This window comes from Flagellimonas rhodophyticola (assembly GCF_049332665.1).
Classification (GTDB): domain Bacteria; phylum Bacteroidota; class Bacteroidia; order Flavobacteriales; family Flavobacteriaceae; genus Flagellimonas.
In genome coordinates, this window is the sequence record NZ_CP186326.1 from 3,360,818 (window position 1) to 3,381,881 (window position 21,064).

Below are 21,064 nucleotides of genomic sequence, written 5' to 3' on the forward strand. Positions count from 1 at the left end.
CGCCAAGTTTACTTGAGCGTTTTTTTGTTTGGGATATTTTCTTGCTGGAACCCTTTTAATTTGCAATCGTATCTCGATTAATCATGGCAACAACTAGTCATCACCCCTAATCAATTCGGCGGACGCACTCTTGAAGGAAACTAAAGAACCCTCAAGGTCTGGGTATTTCTTTCTTAAAGCATCATACTCAGGGTTCACCGCATGCTCCCCCCAGATGCCTAACATCAATTTCAAATTCTCTTCGCCTTCTGGATATTGCCCTTTGTCATCGGTTTCTTGAATCCAATCATTCAAAACAGTGGAATACTCCAGCAATACTTTGGTATATTTAGTTTCTTTTGAAAGATTGTTCAATTCAAAAGGGTCGCTTGGTAAATGATACAATTCCTCTTCTGGTCGTTCATCTGACATAAATCTGTCTTGTATTGAATCTAATTTTTCGTCAGCATGTAATTGATGCATCACCTTTACGAATTCAATGTCATCAAAATCCATGTAGGTAGGTTGCGTATATGGTCTGTCTGTCTTAAAATTTCGAATGTATTTATACGTTTTTGAGCGTACGGAACGAATCCTGTCAATAGTAAAATCGCAACGATCTCTGGTGGAAATAACGTAACTTCTTTTATATGCATCATCAAACATGTTCTGACCTTCCATATAACTTGGTATATCAATCCCAGCCAGAGCCAGAGACCCAGTACCTATATCTAATCCGCTTATTAAATCTTCATTTATAGTGCCAGGTTCTAAACCACCAACACGTTTGGTGAAATCAGCAATGACCAAAGGAACCTGCAACCCTCCATCATATAAGAACTGTTTGTTTCTGGTCATTCTCATTCCATGGTCTGAAAAAAAGAACACCACGGTGTTTTCCAACAAACCATTATCTGTTAGGGCTTTGATAATCTCTCCGACTTTTTCATCAGTAATTTGAATGGCATCGAGGTGATTGGCATACTCTTCAACAATTGCAGGATGGTTTGGCAGGTACGGTGGCAGTATTATCTTCGAACGGTCAACAGGTGTCTTTATAGTATTCTTAAAGGTCTTGGAAAAAATTTCTTTCCCTCCTTTTAACTGTATTTGCCCAAAGAAGGGTTGTTGATTTTTAAGCGTATCCAAATTTACGTGTACTCCGCTTTTTCCATACAATGGATGCAACTTATAGTCCTGTGTATATAAGTTCCGTCTATCATACATAAAGTTATAGTCATCCTTGCCATTGTTAAAAGTGAAATAACCCGCATGCTTAAAAAGTTCCGGAATCGTTTTTAAACTATCTGGTAAATAGATTGCAGATTCTTCTGTTCTAGAACTATGATGATTGTGCGTCCCGGTAGTGGTTGACATCACTCCTGTAATTATACTGGAGCGACTGGCCGAACATACCGGTGCAGGCATAAAAACATTAGTATATAGAACTCCTTGTTTTGCAAGACTATCAATATTTGGAGTTGAAATAAGGGTTGTACCATAAGCACCTAGCAAGGGAGCGGTATCCTCAAGGAAAATCCATAAAATATTAGGTGAGGGGTCGGACTCTTTTGGTTGTTTTGGTTGTTTTGGTTGGGTACAGGAACTACACAGTATGATTAGCAGCACCACTGGCAGGAATCTTATATGCCATGTATTATTAGCCTTCATCGTCATTATTTCAATCAATTGCTTTAAAATAATAAACACCTTTGGATAATTCCATACTTCCTTTTTTTTATTTCTGAACCGAGGCAATTCAGTATGGCATACCCAACCTCTTTAACCCTCCACTTATCACCCCCAATATTCTGGTTGCTGTTGTGGCTTTGAAAATATCAAAACAAATATATCAAAAATGTGTTATCGTACACATTATTCCTGTTTTGTATGACTTTTTTACTACTTTTGACTTCATTAGGGCTACGATATGTGATTGAAAACCTATTGTTAAAAAAGGTATTTCACTAGGAAAAGTTGTTACCAATTTTGGTGTTGTCAACTCGGAAAATGCCAAAAGCTATATAGCACAGTCATCAGTCTAATACAGATTGAGTTCTTAATAGAAAAACACTTTAGTGTATAATGCATTAACCATCTAAAAACATCAATAAGCCATGAATTCAAGAAGAAAGTTTATAAAAAGCAGTTCCATTTTAGGAGCAGGGGCTATTCTTGCCCCAAATATTGCTTCAGGTTTCGTATCCAACACGTTTGAAGATACATTGAAGGTTGGTTTTATTGGTGTTGGTTTAAGGGGTACAAACCATCTTACCAATATTTTACTAAGAAAAGATGTAGAGGTAACCGCTATCTGCGATATCGACCCAGTCAGAATCGATTTGGCTAAGGAAATGATTAAAACTGCAGGTGGCAAATCACCTCAAATTTTTGGAAAAAATGATTATGATTATCGAAACCTCTTGGAATTAAAAGATGTGGATGCTGTAATCATCTCAACCCCTTGGCTGTGGCATGTTCGCATGACTGTAGATGCGATGAAAGCAGGAAAGTACGCAGGTGTAGAAGTGTCGGCAGCAAATACATTGGAAGAATGTTGGGATTTGGTCAATGTCCATGAACAAACGGGCACACATATGATGATTTTGGAAAACGTTAACTATAGAAGGGACGTAATGGCTGTTCTCAATATGGTAAAACAGAACATTTTCGGTGAAACGGTTCATTTTAGATGTGGTTACCAACACGATTTAAGGCAGGTCAAATTCAACAATGGCCAACAACCTTACGGCGGCGGCGTAGAGTTTGGTGAGAAAGCTATTTCCGAAGCAAAATGGAGAACCGAGCATTCTGTAAAACGCAATGGAGATGTGTATCCTACCCATGGTTTGGGACCCATAGCGGCTATGGCTGATATCAACAGAGGGAATCGATTTGTTTCCATGAGTTCATACGCTTCAAAAGCGATTGGATTACACAATTACGTACTAAAACATGGTGGGGAAAGTCACCCAAATGCCAAGGTGAAATTTAAACAGGGTGACGTAATCACTTCAACCATTGAAACGGCCAGAGGAGAAACAATAATAATCACCCATGATTGTAATTTGCCACGCCCCTATTCCCTAGGGTTTCGTGTGCAAGGGGCAAATGGACTATGGGAGGTAGATGGAAATAGAATTTATGTAGAAGGCAAATCGGAACCCCATGCATGGGATGAGGCTACCTCATGGTTAAAAGAATATGACCATCCTTTATGGAAAAAATATGGAGCATATGCCGAAGGTTCTGGACATGGAGGTATGGACTTTTTTGTAATGAATGCTTTTGTGGAATCAGCCAAGCAAAATATTGCCCCACCTATGGATGCTTATGATGCTGCTGCTTGGAGCGCGGTAACACCTTTATCTGAAGTGTCTATTGAAAATAATGGAGAACCTCAGAATTTTCCTGATTTTACCAGAGGTCTTTGGATAAAGAGAAAGCCCTATAATTGGATGAAGGATAGTTTTTAGACTACCCTTCAATCAAGATGCTGTATTGGTATTGCCCTATCAATTTATAGTACAATAGATTTTCCAGGTGTCGGTATGGGATAAGAACCATCTTCATTGGGCATTACTGGTGGATTTGCATCCCATGAAAGCTCTTCTGGCACCAAACTTAACTCTGATTTCATCGCTTCTTCCCAAGTAATCACTTTTCCACTGTATGTGGCCATTCTCCCCAATATGGCAGTCATTGTACTCTTAGCTCCATACTCTCCATTATTGATGACTTCATTATTTCTAATAGAGGCAAAAAGTCTGTTATGTTCTTCTTGGTACGGGTTATGCCCCTCACTATTTGAAATCGAGTGCAGTTCCTTACCATTGATATCGTAAATCTTGGCGGTACCTCCATCATTGGTCACAACGGTTCCTTTTGTGCCTTGAAATGCTTCACCTACCCTATACATGGTGTTAGGCTGATGCCTACATTGGCTAGCCACTACAGCACCACTTGGATACGTAAATTCAACAAAATGATGGTCGAAAATTTCCCCATACTCCTTGCCTGTACGAACCAGCCTACCTCCCATGCCCTGGGCTGAAACTGGATACTCCCCTATAAACCAATTGGCCACATCAATATTGTGAATGTGCTGCTCTAAAATATGATCACCGCATAACCAATTGAAATAATACCAATTGCGCATTTGGTATTCCATCTCGGTATATTCCGGTTTTCTGGGTTTCACCCAAACCCCTGCACTATTCCAATAGACCTGACCTGAAACAATCTTACCGATTGTATCATTTTCAAGTAAGTCTAATGTCTGTAGATAATTTTCTTGATAGTGCCGCTGTAACCCAACTACAACATTCAATTTCTTCGACTTTGCCACCTCAGCCATTTCTAAAACTTTCCGAATGCCAGGAACATCGGTTGCTAAAGGTTTTTCCATGAATACATGCTTGTCATTTTCAATAGCATATGCAAAATGCTGTGGTCTAAAGCCAGGTGGGGTGGCCAAAATGACCACATCGGCCAAATCAATCGCTTTTTTATAGGCATCAAAACCTACAAAACGATTTTTCTCTTTCACGTTAATCTTCTCCGTCCCTGCATATTTCTCACTCAAATTATTAAAGCTGCTTGTGAGTCTGTCTTCAAAAGCATCTGCCATGGCCACCAGTTCAACATTATCATCGGCTTGTAGTGCTTGATCAGCCGCACCGGAACCTCGTCCACCGCAACCTACCAATGCCAATTTCAAGGTTTTGTTTTCAAATACATTGGCCATCGCTCCAACATCTAATGTTGGCAATAACATCCCCGCCGATAAGAGGGTAGTGTTTTTAACAAAATCCCTTCTTGTGTTTTGTCTTTTTGATGTTTTGTCTTTTTTCATCTTCTTAATGTTTTCAAATTAGTATCGTTATTCTTCAAGCCAGTAACTATGCTGTGATTCTATGTTCGGTGTCTTATACGGCCGTACAATTCTAAAGCCCACGAACGGAGCATCTGTATGCCACCATTTACTTTTTGGAAACTGGGGGTCTCTCTGTTTCCAAACAGGTTTGGAAAATGTTCTTGATGCACTGCGCAGCATTTCTGGACCATCTTTATATGATCCTCCCCGAATTACTACAGGATATTCTTTTTCAACCCAAATAAAAGTAGTGGTACTTTCGGCATACGTATTGGCATCATATTGATCCAAAGTCCATTCCGCAACATTGCCATACATATCGTAAAGTCCCCAGGGGTTCGGTTTTTTTTGACCAATTTCATGATAGGTTTCACCACTATTATCCGAAAACCAAGCGTATTCTTCCAAAGTATCATTTCCCTCAAAAAAATGAGCCCCCTCAGTTTTGGCCCTTGCAGCATACTCCCACTCCGCTTCTGTGGGCAATCGATAAAAATTCCCGGTAATCGCTGAAAGCCACTCACAAAATTTTGAAGCCCCTAATTGCGTTACATTACCAATGGGAATATTTTCTCCAGTGCCCATCCCTAAGCTCATATCCACATAGGGTATTGTTGCGCCGGCAACCGCATCTACTTCTTTTATTACTTCATTTCCTTTATCTATAAACTCAGCTTTATCCAATTCGCGTTGCAAAAACAGGCTATAGAGTTTCCAAGTGATTTCATAGCTGGACATCCAAAATCCTTCAATAGGCATTTTTCGTTGTGGCCCTTCATCCTCATCTCTTCCTTTCTCGCTGTTTGGGCTTCCCATAATGAAAGAACCACTGGGAATAGCAACCATATTGATTTCTAGTGAGGTATCAGGTAATTCCTGTACATAACCCTGTTTTTGCTGGGCGTATATTGAGGCCATATGCGCTATGAACATAGCCCATAGGAAAAAGAATTTTTGCGATTTTAAAATAATCATTCGTTGATCTTAGTATAAATCGATGTTTTATAACAATTAATTATTCCGATAGCGCAGCTATCGATGTAATGTTTACTTTACGAAATTCCACTTCCGAGCCTTCTGCTTGCAGCGCTATTTGACCGCTGGTCACCGTTGCATTATATCCATGGTTGACAAGGTCCCCGTTTACCCACACTTTTATTTCATCTTTTAGACATTCGATAATCATATTGTTCCATTCTTTTAAGGGTTTCTCAGATCCATCAGTAAGGTTAACTATTCTGCGTTTTTTACCTTCCGTAATTCCCCATTCCGATTTTGGTCCTCTCCGTTCTACCATATTGTCCACTTCAATATCTTCAACAATGACCCAAAAATCACCAGCATCCTCATGTTGCATTTGCACTTCTATAGACTTCGGAAACATTTTATACAGTGCTCTTGGAGTTGATGCATGTACCAAAACTCCGCAGTTTCCTGGTTCTCCAGGAAAACGATACTCCACTTCCAATCTATAATCTTTGTAAATGTCATCCGTGATTAGATGACCTCTTGGGGTACCCAAGCTCACCAACATCCCATCTCTAATGATAAATGGGTTTATGGTATTTGGAATAGTGTCCATTTCAGGAACATCAACGTGCCAACCACTTAAATCCTTTCCATTAAAAAGACTTGATGATGTTTCCTCTTTGCATGAGAAAAACATTATGGAGATAGATAGAACTGCTATAAAATACTTCATTTAAATAGATTTTAATTTTCCTTAATCGTGTTTGAATAAGTTCGGGCTTACTCTTCCACTACACTTTAAAATAGACCTTCTTTTTATCCAAGAAATAGGTCAGGTACCAAAAAATCAAAAGCACAAAAAGTGAATTGATAACCATGATGCCATGTTCCCCCATTCCCAAAGGATGAAGAATTCCGTGCGTAAAGATCTTGCCAAAACCTCTAAACCATTGTATGCCTACGGTTTCCGCCAATAGATATATAAAAATGGAATTAGTACCTACTACAGAGAAAAACCGCATCCATTTTTTTGCATTTCCCTTCAAATCAATGTGCCAGTAAAACAGGGCAAGCACTAAAACCGCTATTCCGCCTGAAAGCAAGGTAAAAGAGGTAGTGGCCAGTCTTTTTATAACGGGTGTAATGTTTAAAACATCCAATGCTATTCCTAAAACTATGGCTATACTTCCCCAAAGCGCAAATGCTTTTAATTTTTGTGCAGCATTACCTTTAGTTAAAAGAAGTCGGCCGCAAACTACACCCCAAATGGTATGTGCCGCTGTAGGAATAAAATTGATGGTTACCCAACCATCACCGTTGATTTTTCCCATAAAAATGCGATCCATAAAAGAGCCAAAACTAGCTCCATTGTTAAAGGGGTCTGCGGGGTTATAAAGTCTATAAAGGAATTCTGTAAGAACCAAAAGACCTATCGAAATTAGGAGTTGATTTCGGTTCGACAAATTCATAATTGCATAAGCAATTAGTATCGTAAATGCGAGTTGTACCAGCACGTTCCAAAGCTCCCAAACCAATGCATGACTATACACGCAATGTAGCAATACCCCAAAGGAAAACAGCAGGAAACAACGTTGAAGAATATGACGTGTCACAGCCTTTTTGGCACCTGTTTTCAAACGCTTTCCTATGGAGAATGGCATAGCCACTCCCACTATAAACATGAAAAAGGGTTGAATTAAGTCCCAAAAACGAAACCCATGCCAAGGATGATGGTGCAATTGCTCCCCTAAACCAGAAAGAAACGGAATATCCTTGACCAAATCGTAAAAAGAATGATGAAAACCGGCAGCCTCTGCAATCAGCAAGAACATGGTCATTCCTCGGAACACATCCAAGGAAAATAAGCGTTTTGAAGGTGTCGGTTCCATAATTGAAGGTTTAATTGGTTGGGTATTTTATTGGTTGTAATATGACTACATATCAGTTCAAATCTATTTTTTCATTTACATATGCGCCTACGGCTTTGCCTTGTTGAACTCCTAGTTCTATAGCCGGACGATAATGGATTCCTCCATAAAGTCTACTGATGGCCGCTTCTTCGGATGCTTCAAAGAATGAATTGAATTTTCTTGGTGGCAATCCATAGGGTACCTCTGTTGAGTCGATAAAAGCATAATTATCGCCTATCAACTTGGTCAAAACCGTTGCAGCAGCGGACGAAGCTACACTGTGCCCAGAGGTATGCTCAGGAAAAGCAGGGGTCTGTAAAATAGGCTTCCAGTCCGAATCCACATGTTCATTGATAAAGGTTTCGGGGCGGGTTAGACTGCTCTTATATTTTTGGTCCCAACAACTAATAAAGGCATCTGCTATGGCAATACTTGTCTGTGCGAGTATCGCCGATGCATTTACTGGGTTTTCTTTTTTCTCCTCCAATACCTGAGCAGCAATGTGTACCCAGTGTCCACCTGGCGAAATTTGCTGTTGAAAATACATCACATGACCCTTGGTGGTTGAAATATTTGGGTTACAATCCCAAAACTTTGCAATTTCCAATTGGGTTTCATCAACGTTCTTTACCGTTTGGTATACTTCCTGAGCTTCTTTGTAAAATTGGGAGGTATTGGAAACATCAAAACTGGTAGGTAAGCCTGGGTCAAACTGACCTGCGGAATCCAACACAAAGGGTTTAATAGTATTCCAATGAGGCTCGATAGCTTCCATATAATCAGGAGGGGTAGGCTTCCATCGGCCAGGATCTTTGTTTACACTATAACGGGGTAGCGCCGTACGACGTAAATAACCATCAGTACTTGCTCGTTCAATGATATCCGACGAAATAGCATCTCCTAAAGCGATGGAATTTTCATAAATCTCTTTGTCAATTCCTATTTCTTGGACATCCTTCAAAAGGTCTTTACGCAAATTGTCCACTCTTTCTATATCAAAAACCAAGACTTTAGCCACATTAAGAAATGCAACCATAGAGGTTAGCGGATAGTAATATTCTTTATTGGGCTCGGGTCTAGCCGTAAGGTCCAAATCGTTTAATTGCACTCCAAGCGAGATTTTTGTGGAATCCATAAATCGAATGCCTTCGTACGCTGCAATGTTCGAATAGGCATAAATTCTACTTGCCACTGGGGGTGTGAAAATATCCGCTACAATAACATCTGTAAGCTTTCGATTATATATGGTGACACTATTCTCAAAATAGGCATCCAATTCTTCCGGTTTATGTGTTTCACCACAAGAAACTATTACCATCGTAGTTACTAAACCCAGCATAACCCATGATTTAATCATTTTCATAAACTGTTTTTGTGTTCCCCTTAAAGTTAGTGATGTCAATTTGCTTTATTTTACCATGTATTGCAATTCTTCTAGACTGTTGCGACAGATATCCTGATCCATATTGAAACTCTCTTTTCTGTTTTTCTCCATTGGTAAAAGTGACAATGGCAAACATGCTCTCATCGGCCACATCATGGAATTCCAATTTTTTATCCTTGAATTGAGATTCAAATACTTTTAGTGGCCCGCTGTTATTTCCAATGATGATAAGCGATTTGCCCTCCTTGTTTTTAAGTTGGGCAAGACCGCTGGTATCATACTTATTTACAAGTCCACTTTCTGCTATTTGGATATAATCAAACGTTCCGTCTCCTCTTCCTTTTAAGACAGTGCCCAATTGTGCATCGTATCGTCCATTGGAGACTTCTGTCACATATGAATTTCCGGTCAATAAAAGATCTAAATTTCCATCTTGGTCGAAATCTTCAACAATTATCCCTTCTGTCGGAGCTACTTGGGCACTTAAAGGAAGTGTGGTCAATTGGAATTTTCCTTGACCAAGGTTTTCCACATAGGAACTTTCAAATACATGACTTTTTACTACATATGCATCCTCCAATTCTTCCGGCAAGAAAGATTCTTCAAAGGTTTTCTCGGCATAGGACTGATACGTTTTAAAGCGCCCTCTCATAGCATTAACCTGTTCTATTAGTTTATCCCGAGTATGGGAAATGTAATTTTCACCATCATTGTAATAACACATAATTGGATCTACTCTGCCGTCCTTGTCGTAATCCTTAGCATAAATACATAGCGGCTCATCTTTGGAAGCTTTGTATTTGGTATTCAAGCCCAAATTTCCAACTATGTAATCCATATCTCCGTCGTTGTCAAAATCACCACTTGAGATACTGTTCCACCAACCCTCCGATTTTTCAAGTCCGGTGGGGCTTTCCACAAGCTTTAATGTCCCTCTATCGTTATGGAATATAGTTATAGGCATAAATTCGCCAACTACAATCAAATCCGACCATCCATCATTATCATAATCTGACCATATAGCGGAAGTCACCATGGTCAATTTTTCCCAATTTTCGATGTTTTTTCCTATTTCCCTAAATTTAGGTTCACCTTCAGTAGATATATTCTCATATAACTGACTGGTCGTCGGCATGGGGTAATTACCAGGGTCGACCCTGCCTCCCACAAATAAGTCCAAATCCCCATCGTTATCATAATCAGAAGCTGTAACGCATGAACCACTGATATCATTAACTGGTAGTGCATTGGTGAGTGAAAAATTTCCTTTTCCATCATTTGCATACAGTCTATCTTGATAGACATCCTCTTTGTATGAAGTGGGAATACCGCCACTTACCACATATAAATCTTGATCCCCATCTCCATCGGCATCAAAGAACAGCATACCCATATCTTCTCTTAAACTTTCCTCATATCCCACAAAACTGTTTTTAAAACCGTCTTCTTGTTGCAGGTAGATTTGTCCTGTTGAACCTGCCGCACCACCTACATAAAAATCTTCCATTCCGTTGGAGTCAACATCACCAATGGCTATACCAGGTCCACCTCGAGAATGCATATGTGGTAGAATCGGTTGAATGCGAAAGTCAACTATAGGGTCTTCTTTTTGAATGTAATCGATACCCAGGGAATCAGTGATCTCTGCAAACCATTTTTTTGTTTCAACAGGTGAAATCTGGTTTTGAACTTCGGCCTTTTTCGATTCGGATTGTCTTATTATTAGCTTTTGGTTTGATTTTACATTCGCTATTTTTTGATAAGAATCATCCGGCCACCATATCTCTACCGTTGCGACAATTGTATCAGTGCCAAGCCCAAAATGAATGGTAGGGTCAACACTAGACTCATACCCCCTACTTAAATAATGTTGATAATGTTGGGTGGTGTTTCTAGAATTTATCTTAATCCGCGAACCGATTCCTTCGAGATTTCCTTTATCTCCTTTTAATTTCAGTTGTAGAAAATTACTCCCTTTTGTTTCATTGGTATTTTCATAAACAAAAGCATTTTGGTTTACGTTGTTGATAACCAAATCCAAATCGCCATCATTATCTAAGTCAGCAAAGGCAGCACCATTGGAACAACTCTTATCGCTTATGCCCCATCCTTCGGACATATTTTCGAAAGTAGTGTTGCCGTTATTTTTAAAGGCGTAATTGACCAGTTCAGCTCTTGGCAAATTATGAATGGAATTTAATTTCTCCTTAATTTTTGTTTCCCTATCACCCATAGGACTATTGCTCCTATTTTGATAATGAATGTAATCCAAGTTCCCTAAATCTCTTAAAAATCCATTGGTAACATATAGGTCTCTTAATCCATCATTGTCATAATCGGCCAAGAGTGCGCTCCAGCTCCAGTCCGTACTACTTACTCCTGCCAAATAACCAATTTCACTAAAGCTTCCTTCACCTTGATTCAGTTGAAGTGTATTTCTGGTGTATTGTGGAGAATAGCCGGCATCCAACATAAAATTAAACCGATCATAGCCCGTAGAGGAAATAATCAATTTTTGTCGAAAATTATCTTCAGGGTGCATATCCAAAACCATAATATCCGGGCTTCCATTATTATCAATGTCTGCTATATCGTTCCCCATACCTGCATAGGAAGTATGTTTTAGATAGGTGTCCAATTCGTCTTTAAATGTTCCATCCTTTTGGTTGATATATAAAATATCATTCCCCACAAAATCATTGGAAATGTATATATCAGGCCACGAATCATTATTAATATCCGATATGCCCACACCCAAACCGTAGCCTTCTACAAGAATACCCGATGTTAAGGAAACATCTGTGAACTTCCCATTACCCTCATTTCTATACAGGCGGTCATTGCTTACGGATGAGCCATCTAATTTTCGAGGGTTGCTTACGTTTACATTGTATTCATATGCAGCGGGATTGACCAAAAGGTACATATCTAGGTTATTATCCTTATCATAGTCAAAAAAGGCCGCATGCATGGATTGTCGTGTATCATCCAAACCATATTCTGCAGCTCGCTCGGTAAATGTATTGTTCCCGTTGTTGATATAAAGCATGTTTGCCCGTTCTTCAAGTTTGGCACTGCCAGAAACACATACATAGATATCCAAAAAACCATCTTGATTGATATCAACCATTGCAGCTCCAGTACCCCAACGATTGTTTATCAGGCCAGATTTTTCCGTGATATCCTCAAATTTCATGTTTCCTTTATTGAGATAAAGTCTACCGGAAACCATATTACCGCTAAAATAGACGTCTACCAGTCCGTCATTGTTGATATCACCAACGGCGGTACCTGCACCGGTATAAATATTCATGAAATTGAATACATTGATACTGTCATTTTCAACAATCTTATTGTTGAAGTCAATACCCGATTCTGATGGGCTTAGTAATTGAAACCTAGGATAGTTGCCCCTGTCGCAAGAAATGGTGACCAAAAGCACGCTGCAAACCAAAACAAGTATGGACGTCTTTTTCATTTTCTTACATCAGTTTTTATTTCCTCTCCTTTGAAATTCTTTACCATAATGTATTTGGCTTTTTTAGGGATGATTTGCCTACGACTCCCTTGCGATAAATACCCAGAACCATAATACAATTCCCTCTTTTGTACAGAACCATCTTCAAAGTGGATTGTTATGGAAGCATCTTGGGGACTTGGATTGTACACAAACGCATTTTCCAGATTTCTGGAATGAATTTTTAATTCCCCATTATTGATTCCAGAAAGTATTAATTCAGAATCGTCTGTAAATAAATTTACCTGACTTTTTGCGTCTCCCTTTACAAAGAATCCACTTTCATCTACTTTCAATGCTTCAAAGTCTCCTTTACCATCTCCAGTCATAAGCCATCCAATAGATGCATCATAACGACCGTTAAATACTTCTCCACTATAAAAATTCCCTACGGCCAACACATCTAGGTGACTATCATGGTTATAATCGCCAATACTTATACCATACAAAGGAGCCGTTTGCATAGAAATAGGTAAGGGTTTTAACGCAAACCTTCCACTTCCTAAGTTTTCAAGATAGCTACTGGCAAAGGTTTCACTTTTAACGATATGGGCATCTGCAAGTTCTCCCTCCGTAAATGATTCTTCAAAAGTGGCTTCTGCGTATTCAGAATAGGTTCTAAACCTCACCCGCATGGCATTGATTTGGTCAATAAGATCGTTTCTAGAATGTGCTATGTAATTTTTTCCATCTATGTAATGGCACATTACTGGGTCTATTTGACCATTCTTATCATAATCTTTGGCATAAATGCAAAGTGGTTCGGTTACGCTCGCTTTATAGCGACTGTTCAGGCCAAAATTTCCAAGGATGTAATCACTATCCCCATCGTTATCAAAATCACCAGATGCTATACTGTTCCACCAACCATTGGTTCCCTTTAGCGCAATCTGTTCCGTAATTTCTTGAAGATTACCTTCACTATTTTTAAAAAATCGTATGGGCATGAACTCACCAACAACGATCAAATCAATCCAAGAATCGTTATCAAAATCGGTCCATAGCGCAGCGGTGACCATTCCTAGCTCCCCTGAATTATTTAAAAAACTGTGGTCAGCATTAAACTTGATATTCCCAATGGAACTTTCATTTTTAAGTAAGGAGCTTTTTGGGGACATGGGATATTCTCCTGGTTGCACTCTACCCCCCACAAAAAGATCTATATCCCCATCTTTGTCATAATCTGCTCCAGCTACCACAGACCCACTTACCAGGGATTCGGATAAAGCATCTACTAATGTATATGTTCCTGTACCGTCATTTTCATAAATACGGTCCTGATATGCTATACTTCCTTTTGCTGCGGATGACCCACCGCTTACCACGTACAAATCTTGATCACCATCTGAATCCGCATCAAAAAACAAAGCGCCCATATCCTCGGAATCTGAATCTTGAAAAACAATTTCTGAAAAGGAGCTTCTATCTTTACTTTGTATTTTTAATGTTCCAGGCTGCCCCATTGCCCCAGCGATATAGACATCTTCAAGTCCGTCTCCGTTAGCATCACCTACAGCCATTCCGGGACCATTTTTGGAAAGCATATGAGGTAGGAGCGGTTGTATCTTATAATCCACGAAGTCATTCTCCTTGTGGGTAAATTCCAATCCGATACTATCGCTTTTTTTAAATAGCCCAACCGTTTTCTTTACATTATTCTTTTTAGAGGTCTGCGCATTATTTTGATGCAGAACCAATTCTTGATTGACAGGAATATTCTTTAATACTTCCTGCATTTTATTTGGCCAAGTAACTATAGCGCTATCAATTTTCTTAATATCCCCTAGGCCAAAGTGAAGACTTGACTCTACAGATGAAAGATATCCTCTGTAGGGCGTAAAATATTGTTTTTGAAGTTGCCCTTGATAGTGAATCTCAACTTGGCTTCCTATTCCTTCCAAATTCGGGGCAACACCTTTAAATCGGAATTTCAAATAGGACTGTGTGCTATCTACTTCGGTATTATTTCTTAAGATGCTTGCTGGGTCATCTATATTATTGATTACTAGGTCAAAATCCCCATCATTATCAAAATCTGCGTAAGCCGCACCATTTGAAAAAGTGGGTTTTGTAATTCCAGCTTCCTTTGATATGTCTTTAAATTGCAGTTCCCCCTCATTCTTGAACAAATAATTTGACCGTTTTATTCCCGGTAGTTTGTTCAGAGCTTCTAGACGTTTCTCTCTATTGGCTTGTTCAGAACCCATGGACAAAATGGTATTGCCATACACCATAAAATCTAAATTGGTAATATCTTGGCGATATCCATTGGTAACAAATAGGTCTTTTTTCCCATCATGGTCATAGTCAGAAAGCAAAGCACTCCAGCTCCATTCGGTAGCCGATATTCCTGCAATTTGACCAACTTCGCTGAATGAGCCATTTCCATTATTTATTTGCAAGGTATTTCTAATATATTGGGGTTGGTATCCGTTGGAAAGGGCATTATGGTGTTCATCATAGTTATTGCCCATCATGGTCAACTTCCATCTTTTGTTATCCGGAGGCAGCATATCTAAAACTACCACATCCATTAAACCATCATTATTGATATCTGCGATATCATTGCCCATTCCATTGAAAGTAAGATGGCCCATGTATTCGGAAATCTCATTTTTAAAGGTTCCATCCTTTTGATTGATATAGAGAAAGTCATCGGTTAAAAAATCATTGGACACATAAATATCCACCCATCCATCTTCATTGAAATCATATACCTCTACCCCCAGACCAAACCCTTCCATAAGTATTTTGGCTTCCTTGGATACATCCGTAAAAGTGGCGTCTCCATTATTCCTAAACAGTTTATCTACTGAAGGGGCCTTACCGGACCAGTCTTTGGGGCGAGATGTGTTTCTGTTGTAATCGACCAAAGCGTTGCTAAGAAGATACATATCCAAATCCCCGTCACCATCATAATCAAAAAAATTGGCTTGAACAGAATAACTACTATCAGCTATACCCCATTTACTTGCTTCTTCGGTAAAGGATAATTTCCCATCCTCCATTCCATTGTTCACAAATAGCAGATTGGCACGATCTTCATCTGAAGAACCCCTTGGCCCTCCTTTGCATACATAAATGTCTGGAAATCCATCTTGATTGATATCTACTATGGCAACACCATTTGACCAACCTGAGGTACTGACGTTTGTTGATGTCGTAATATCTTCAAACCTAAATTGCCCAAGATTACGGTATAAGCGATTGCTGACCATATTGCCGGTAAAGTAAATATCTTGCAGTCCATCTTGATCAAAATCTGCCACGGCAACCCCCGCGCCGTTATACATATATTCAAATTCAAGTACACTGGGTTCGCCACCAATTACTAGGGTATTGCTGAATGATATTCCTGTTTCTTTGGGTGATAAATCATGAAATAGCTTAGTTGTGTTTTCTTCACATGAAACAGCAGATAATGCAAGTGTTAAGAAAACAATTATCGAACGAATCCAAATATGATGATTGACGAACATTTATTTAAACGGTTTAAAAAAAGGAATCCAATCATAAATTTAATTGGATTCCTTTAAATAACTTAAACCACAGGATTAATGATAGAATTCTTGTCTAATATCCTGTGTTTTGATTTAAGAGCCCATCAGATCTATCGACTTCTGATTGCGGGAATGGAAATACAGCATAACGCTCCTCCCAATTACCTCCAAAAATTGTTGGCCCTAAATCCCAGCGAACAATATCAAACCATCGATGTGGTTCTAAAGCTAATTCCACTCTTTTTTCCTGCATCATTGCAGCCAATAAATCTCCATCTGCTGCTGTGGTGGCCGCTAAACCTGCTCTAGCTCTAATGTCATCTATTTGCGTTCTAGCAATTGCCAAATCGCCACCACCTCTAATAAGCGCCTCGGCATACAACAATTTTACCTCTGCCAAACGCATCCAACGTTCATTATTGAAGTCCGCCTGTTGATTTGGCGCATGATTTCCAGGAACCGTATTTATTTCACCACGATACTTTTTCAAGGTAAAGTTGGTTGAGGACCATCCCGTATCGTAAGGTAGGGATGTAAATGTGGTAAAATACATATCCCCGTCTTGATACAAAATGGTAGGTAACCTTGTGTCACCAGGCTCAAAAGAATCTACCAAATCTTGGGTAGGAGCCCACCAACCCAATTTACCACCTGGAGCACCATTTCCAGCATCCCAATACCAACCACGGCCGGTACCTTGTGAAGCTTTGAAATTTTCGGAGTGGGTGTCATCAAAAACCCAAAGGTTATCATCTGACTGTGGTCCACCGTATTGCACTTCAAAAATAGATTCAGAGTTGTTCTCATTGGTAAAGGCAAAAACATCTTCGTAGTTGGCAACTAGACTAAATGGGCCATTGTCCACAACATTGGCTAGTGCTGTTGTTGCAGCTGGCCAATCCTCCCTGAATACATTTACTTTTCCAATTAAGGCTGTGGCCGCCCAAGATGTGGCTCTTCCTGTATTACTAGAATCCCACGAAGCTGGCAAACCTGCTGCCGCGGCACCTAAATCCCCAAGAATAGCAGTATACAAGTCATCTTGTGTGGCGTTTGGCAATGCCAAATTATTAATGTCCGTCAAAACTTCTACCGCAATAGGGGGAGTTCCAAACATTTTCATTGCCTGAAAATGGAACCACGCTCGCAAGAACCTCGCTTCCGCATCTAAAACAGTTCTATCTTCAGCGGTTAGCTCGTTATCTCCATCTAAATTTTCCAACACTAAGTTTGTCCGGTAGATACCTTCATAAATCTGCGTGTAAACTGCTGCATACGGCACATCGGCTGCTCTTAACTGTAGATTATCTATATCTATGGAGATTTGATCGCTGGTCACCGGGTCCGCAGCAACATCATCCGAAATAACCATTGATAATTTCCAATATTCACCTCTTTCTGATAGTGTCTCGGTACTTGTACCCCAAAAATCCTGTATGGAAGAGTAGGCTGCAAAAATGGCCCCATCAAAATCTCCTCGAGTATTGTAGAACGTGTCAACAGTAATACTATCCAAAGGCTGTAAATCTAGCTCGTCGTCGCACGACAATACTGTCAAAGTACAGATGGCGACAAGAAATAAAATTTTACTTTTCATGATTTTTCTTTTATTTTAAAATAACAATTTTTTAGTTAAAACTAACTGACCATCCCAGTTGAATTATTCTAGGTAAAGGAGCCTGTCCATCATCTTGCCCAGTGGCAAGTGGGTTATTACCCTTTTGGAAACTCTGGGCTCGACCAACTTCAGGGTCAAAACCTGAATAGCCGGTGAAGGTCGCTAGATTCTGTACGCTCACAAAAAATCTCATATTGGACACAAAATTGTTGGTCCAACTTTGCAAAGCGTCCTTAGGTACTGTATACCCTAATTGTATATTCTGAATTCTCAAATAGTCAGCATCTTCAATGAAACGATCCGAAATACGATTGTTTCCATTGGGGTCTCCAGGGCCAGCCAATCTTGGATTGGAACTGGAATTGGTCGTACCTTCTCCTGTCCATCTGTTCAATACCTGAGTGCTGAAATTGTTGGTTCCAGTCAACCCTTCCAATGTTATTCTTGAAGAATTGTAGATCTGCCTGTCCCCAACACCTCTTAATAGGGCGGAAAAATCAAATCCTTTATACTTGGCTTGAAGGTTTAAACCATAAAAGAAACCAGGATAAGGACTACCTAATATAGTTCTGTCATCGGCATTTACCTGACCATCGCCATTAACATCCACAAAACGGATATCTCCGGGAGAAGGTGTACCATTCGCATCCGGTAAGGCAGCTGCAACTTCTGCATCATTCTGGTATAAGCCATCTGTCTTGTATCCAAAGAAATGCCCTAGGCTTTCCCCAACAATGGTTCTATGGGATTGTGCCCCTCCAACACCGGCAATTATTTGGCTCACGGGACCTAAACTTTGGACCGTGTTTTTAACTGTGGTTATATTGAATCCGACTCCGTATTCAAAATCCTCTCCTATTTTGTTTTTATAGTTTAAAGCAAGTTCAATACCAGAGTTGGTAATTTCACCTGCGTTGGTTGGTGCAGGTAAGAAGAATCCACTGGCAAATGGAAGCGGAAGGTTTACCAACGCATCTTCATTTGTTTTCTTGAAATAATCAAATACCCCAGTAATCTTACCTTTCATCAAACTAAAATCAAGACCTATATCAATTTGCTTCGAGGTCTCCCATCCTATTTGTTGATTGGCAAATGTGGTTGGAGCAGGTCCCACTACCGTTCCCTGATCATCTCCCAATACATAAAATATATTATTGTTCAATGTGGAAAGGAAAGGAAAGGTTCTGGCTGTACCATCCCCAAGGTTTTGGTTTCCTAATTCACCATAACCTACTCTTAGTTTTAAATCATCGATAAAACCATAATCACTCATGAAATCTTCTTGTGAGATCCTCCAACCTACAGAGATGGAAGGGAAAATATCATCTCTATTATTTTCAGCAAACTTTGAGGTAGCATCTCGACGAACATTAATAGTTGCCAAATACTTTCCTTTGTAATTATAAGTCAGACGGCCAATAATACCTTGTAAGGTAAAGAGATCCGCTTCATTGGCTCCAGCCACAGCCGTTCCACTGGAAGCAAAGTCATCGTTAAACAAGTTTCTACCCTGCAACCTTACCTTATCGAACCTAAATTTTGTTTGTTCAAAACCTATTAAAGCTCCAAAATTGTGATCTCCGAAGGTTCTATCATAAGATAGGGTAGCACCCGTGGTCAATGTCAATTCAATTGGTCTCGACTGCACTAATAAAGACTGTCTTGTGGAATTGCCATCAAAAGTGGTCTCAGCCTGGAAGAAGTCACCAGATCCAACATTGTAATCAATACCAATAGAGGGTCTTAATTTTAAGTTATCTATGATTTCCCATTCTCCAAAAAAGTGTCCAAGCACTTTTCTATTCTGAATAGTGGTCTTGTTTATTCTTTCATCCGTTAATTGCACCAGGTTCGCGCCATTTGCGCCACCTAATGTACTTGGATTGGCCAAATTGTAACCAAATGGGCCATCACCGAATACTTGAAAATAAGGTGCATTCAAAGCTGCATTAAAACCTGCGTTTAAGGCTCCCTCACTCTGGGTTAAGCGATCACTTTGACTTATTTGTAAGGACTCTCCAAATTTTAATCGTTTTCCAATCTTAAATTCTGAATTCGCTCTTAGGGAATAGCGACGGAAAGACTGGGCCCGCTGTATACCTTCGTTATCAAGAAAAGAACCAGAAATATAATAAGTACCATTTTCACCTCCACCACTTACGCCAACGTTATGATTTTGAACGAAGCTGTCTTGGAAAATAGCATCTTGCCAATCCACGTTGGGTTGTCCGCTAAAAGCTGAAAAGTCCCTACCTAATTCTTGTTGGATGGCAATATATTGTTGAACATTGAGAACGTCCAGTGTTTCTCTTGGTGAAGCTGAGGATATGTAGCCATCGTAGGTGACTTTAGGGTCTCCCCGTGTTCCTTTTTTAGTTGTTATGATAATTACACCATTAGCACCTCTTGCACCATAAATCGCCGCGGAAGCCGCATCTTTTAAAACATCTATGGATTCAATGTCGCTTGGGTTAATACTAGCCAATGGATTTGAATCCGTTGTAGAGGAAGTGTTAACTGTTATGTTATTTGTACCTACCAAGGGAACACCATCAACCACATAGAGTGGATTGGCATCAGCGCTTAATGTACCAACACCACGAATGTTAACACTAATAGGTGCTCCAGGGTCGCCACTTCTGTTAGTGATATTAACACCAGAAATTGTTCCTGCCAACACTTGATCCGGACTTACAATAGGCTGTTTTACGATATCTACTGCATTAATAGAACCAACAGCTCCTGTAAGGTCAGCTTTTCTTTGTGTACCATAACCTACAACCACCACTTCACTTAGTGATTGGGCATCAGGTTGCAGGGTAACATTTATTGTTGTTTGGCCGTCAACATTAATTTCCTGTGCAGCATACCCCACGTAGGAAAAAACAAGCGTGTTGGAACCTTCGGGGACTTCAATGGTATAATTTCCATCAAAATCTGCAACCGCTCCGGTTGTTGTACCCTTAACCACAACGCTGGCTCCTGGCAAAGGACCTTCAGAATCGGCAATTGCTCCGGATACCGTTGTCTGTGCTAACGATGTCTGCATTCCGAAAACAAGAAGAACGAACAGCGCTAAAAAGCCTGACTTCGTCGTCTTAAGTTTAGTTAAAGTTTGCTTCATAATCTTTAGAATTGGTTATTGAATTAATTTTAATTGAGTTTAGTTCATGAATAGTGAAACAATTCACCCTATCTAATCAACAACTACTATAGCTAAGTTTGAAACCCTGTAAGGAAGATTTTTAATAAAAATTTAATTAACTATGATATAGTGTGCTATTCTTCAAATGTATAACAAAAATTTTAAT

At 39.7% G+C, this 21,064-nt stretch carries 11 protein-coding genes; 1 reads left to right on the forward strand and 10 read right to left on the reverse strand.

Features of this window, described 5'->3' with window-relative positions:
* Nucleotides 1-93: 93 nt before the first annotated feature.
* Entirely contained in the window at nucleotides 94-1,650 is a 1,557-nt protein-coding gene (locus ACOKFG_RS15105; protein WP_299486159.1) for a sulfatase family protein, read from the reverse strand.
* Nucleotides 1,651-2,096: 446 nt separating this feature from the next.
* On the opposite strand from ACOKFG_RS15105, the gene ACOKFG_RS15110 reads away from it, so the two are divergent.
* The gene (locus ACOKFG_RS15110; protein ID WP_298791064.1) at nucleotides 2,097-3,455 is read left to right on the forward strand and encodes a Gfo/Idh/MocA family oxidoreductase; all 1,359 of its coding nucleotides are present in this window, start codon (nucleotides 2,097-2,099) and stop codon (nucleotides 3,453-3,455) included.
* A 44-nt stretch (nucleotides 3,456-3,499) separates the two neighbouring features.
* On the opposite strand, the gene ACOKFG_RS15115 is transcribed toward ACOKFG_RS15110, so the two are convergent.
* The 9 genes from ACOKFG_RS15115 to ACOKFG_RS15155 all read right to left on the reverse strand — a co-directional run bounded on the left by ACOKFG_RS15115 (nucleotide 3,500) and on the right by ACOKFG_RS15155 (nucleotide 20,877).
* Nucleotides 3,500-4,834: a Gfo/Idh/MocA family protein gene (locus ACOKFG_RS15115; RefSeq protein ID WP_422861540.1), complete on the reverse strand. Its 1,335-nt coding sequence runs from the start codon at nucleotides 4,832-4,834 to the stop codon at nucleotides 3,500-3,502.
* Nucleotides 4,835-4,861: 27 nt separating this feature from the next.
* Entirely contained in the window at nucleotides 4,862-5,830 is a 969-nt protein-coding gene (locus ACOKFG_RS15120; protein ID WP_298791066.1) for a formylglycine-generating enzyme family protein, read from the reverse strand.
* 40 nt (nucleotides 5,831-5,870) lie between these two features.
* On the reverse strand, nucleotides 5,871-6,557 hold the full coding sequence (locus ACOKFG_RS15125; RefSeq protein ID WP_298791067.1) for a 3-keto-disaccharide hydrolase: 687 nt from the start codon (nucleotides 6,555-6,557) through the stop codon (nucleotides 5,871-5,873).
* 58 nt (nucleotides 6,558-6,615) lie between these two features.
* Entirely contained in the window at nucleotides 6,616-7,713 is a 1,098-nt protein-coding gene (locus ACOKFG_RS15130) for a DUF5009 domain-containing protein (protein WP_298791069.1), read from the reverse strand.
* A 52-nt stretch (nucleotides 7,714-7,765) separates the two neighbouring features.
* Complete coding sequence (locus ACOKFG_RS15135; protein ID WP_298791071.1) at nucleotides 7,766-9,073, reverse strand: vanadium-dependent haloperoxidase; 1,308 nt, start codon at nucleotides 9,071-9,073, stop codon at nucleotides 7,766-7,768.
* A gap of 10 nt (nucleotides 9,074-9,083) precedes the next feature.
* Entirely contained in the window at nucleotides 9,084-12,596 is a 3,513-nt protein-coding gene (locus tag ACOKFG_RS15140; protein ID WP_298791073.1) for a VCBS repeat-containing protein, read from the reverse strand.
* The gene (locus ACOKFG_RS15145; protein WP_422861541.1) at nucleotides 12,593-16,114 is read right to left on the reverse strand and encodes a VCBS repeat-containing protein; all 3,522 of its coding nucleotides are present in this window, start codon (nucleotides 16,112-16,114) and stop codon (nucleotides 12,593-12,595) included. The genes ACOKFG_RS15140 and ACOKFG_RS15145 overlap by 4 nt, the downstream gene beginning before the upstream one ends.
* A gap of 94 nt (nucleotides 16,115-16,208) precedes the next feature.
* On the reverse strand, nucleotides 16,209-17,732 hold the full coding sequence (locus tag ACOKFG_RS15150; RefSeq protein WP_298791077.1) for a RagB/SusD family nutrient uptake outer membrane protein: 1,524 nt from the start codon (nucleotides 17,730-17,732) through the stop codon (nucleotides 16,209-16,211).
* Nucleotides 17,733-17,763: 31 nt separating this feature from the next.
* Nucleotides 17,764-20,877 (reverse strand): SusC/RagA family TonB-linked outer membrane protein, encoded by a 3,114-nt coding sequence (locus ACOKFG_RS15155; protein ID WP_298791079.1) that lies wholly within the window; start codon nucleotides 20,875-20,877, stop codon nucleotides 17,764-17,766.
* Nucleotides 20,878-21,064: the final 187 nt, after the last annotated feature.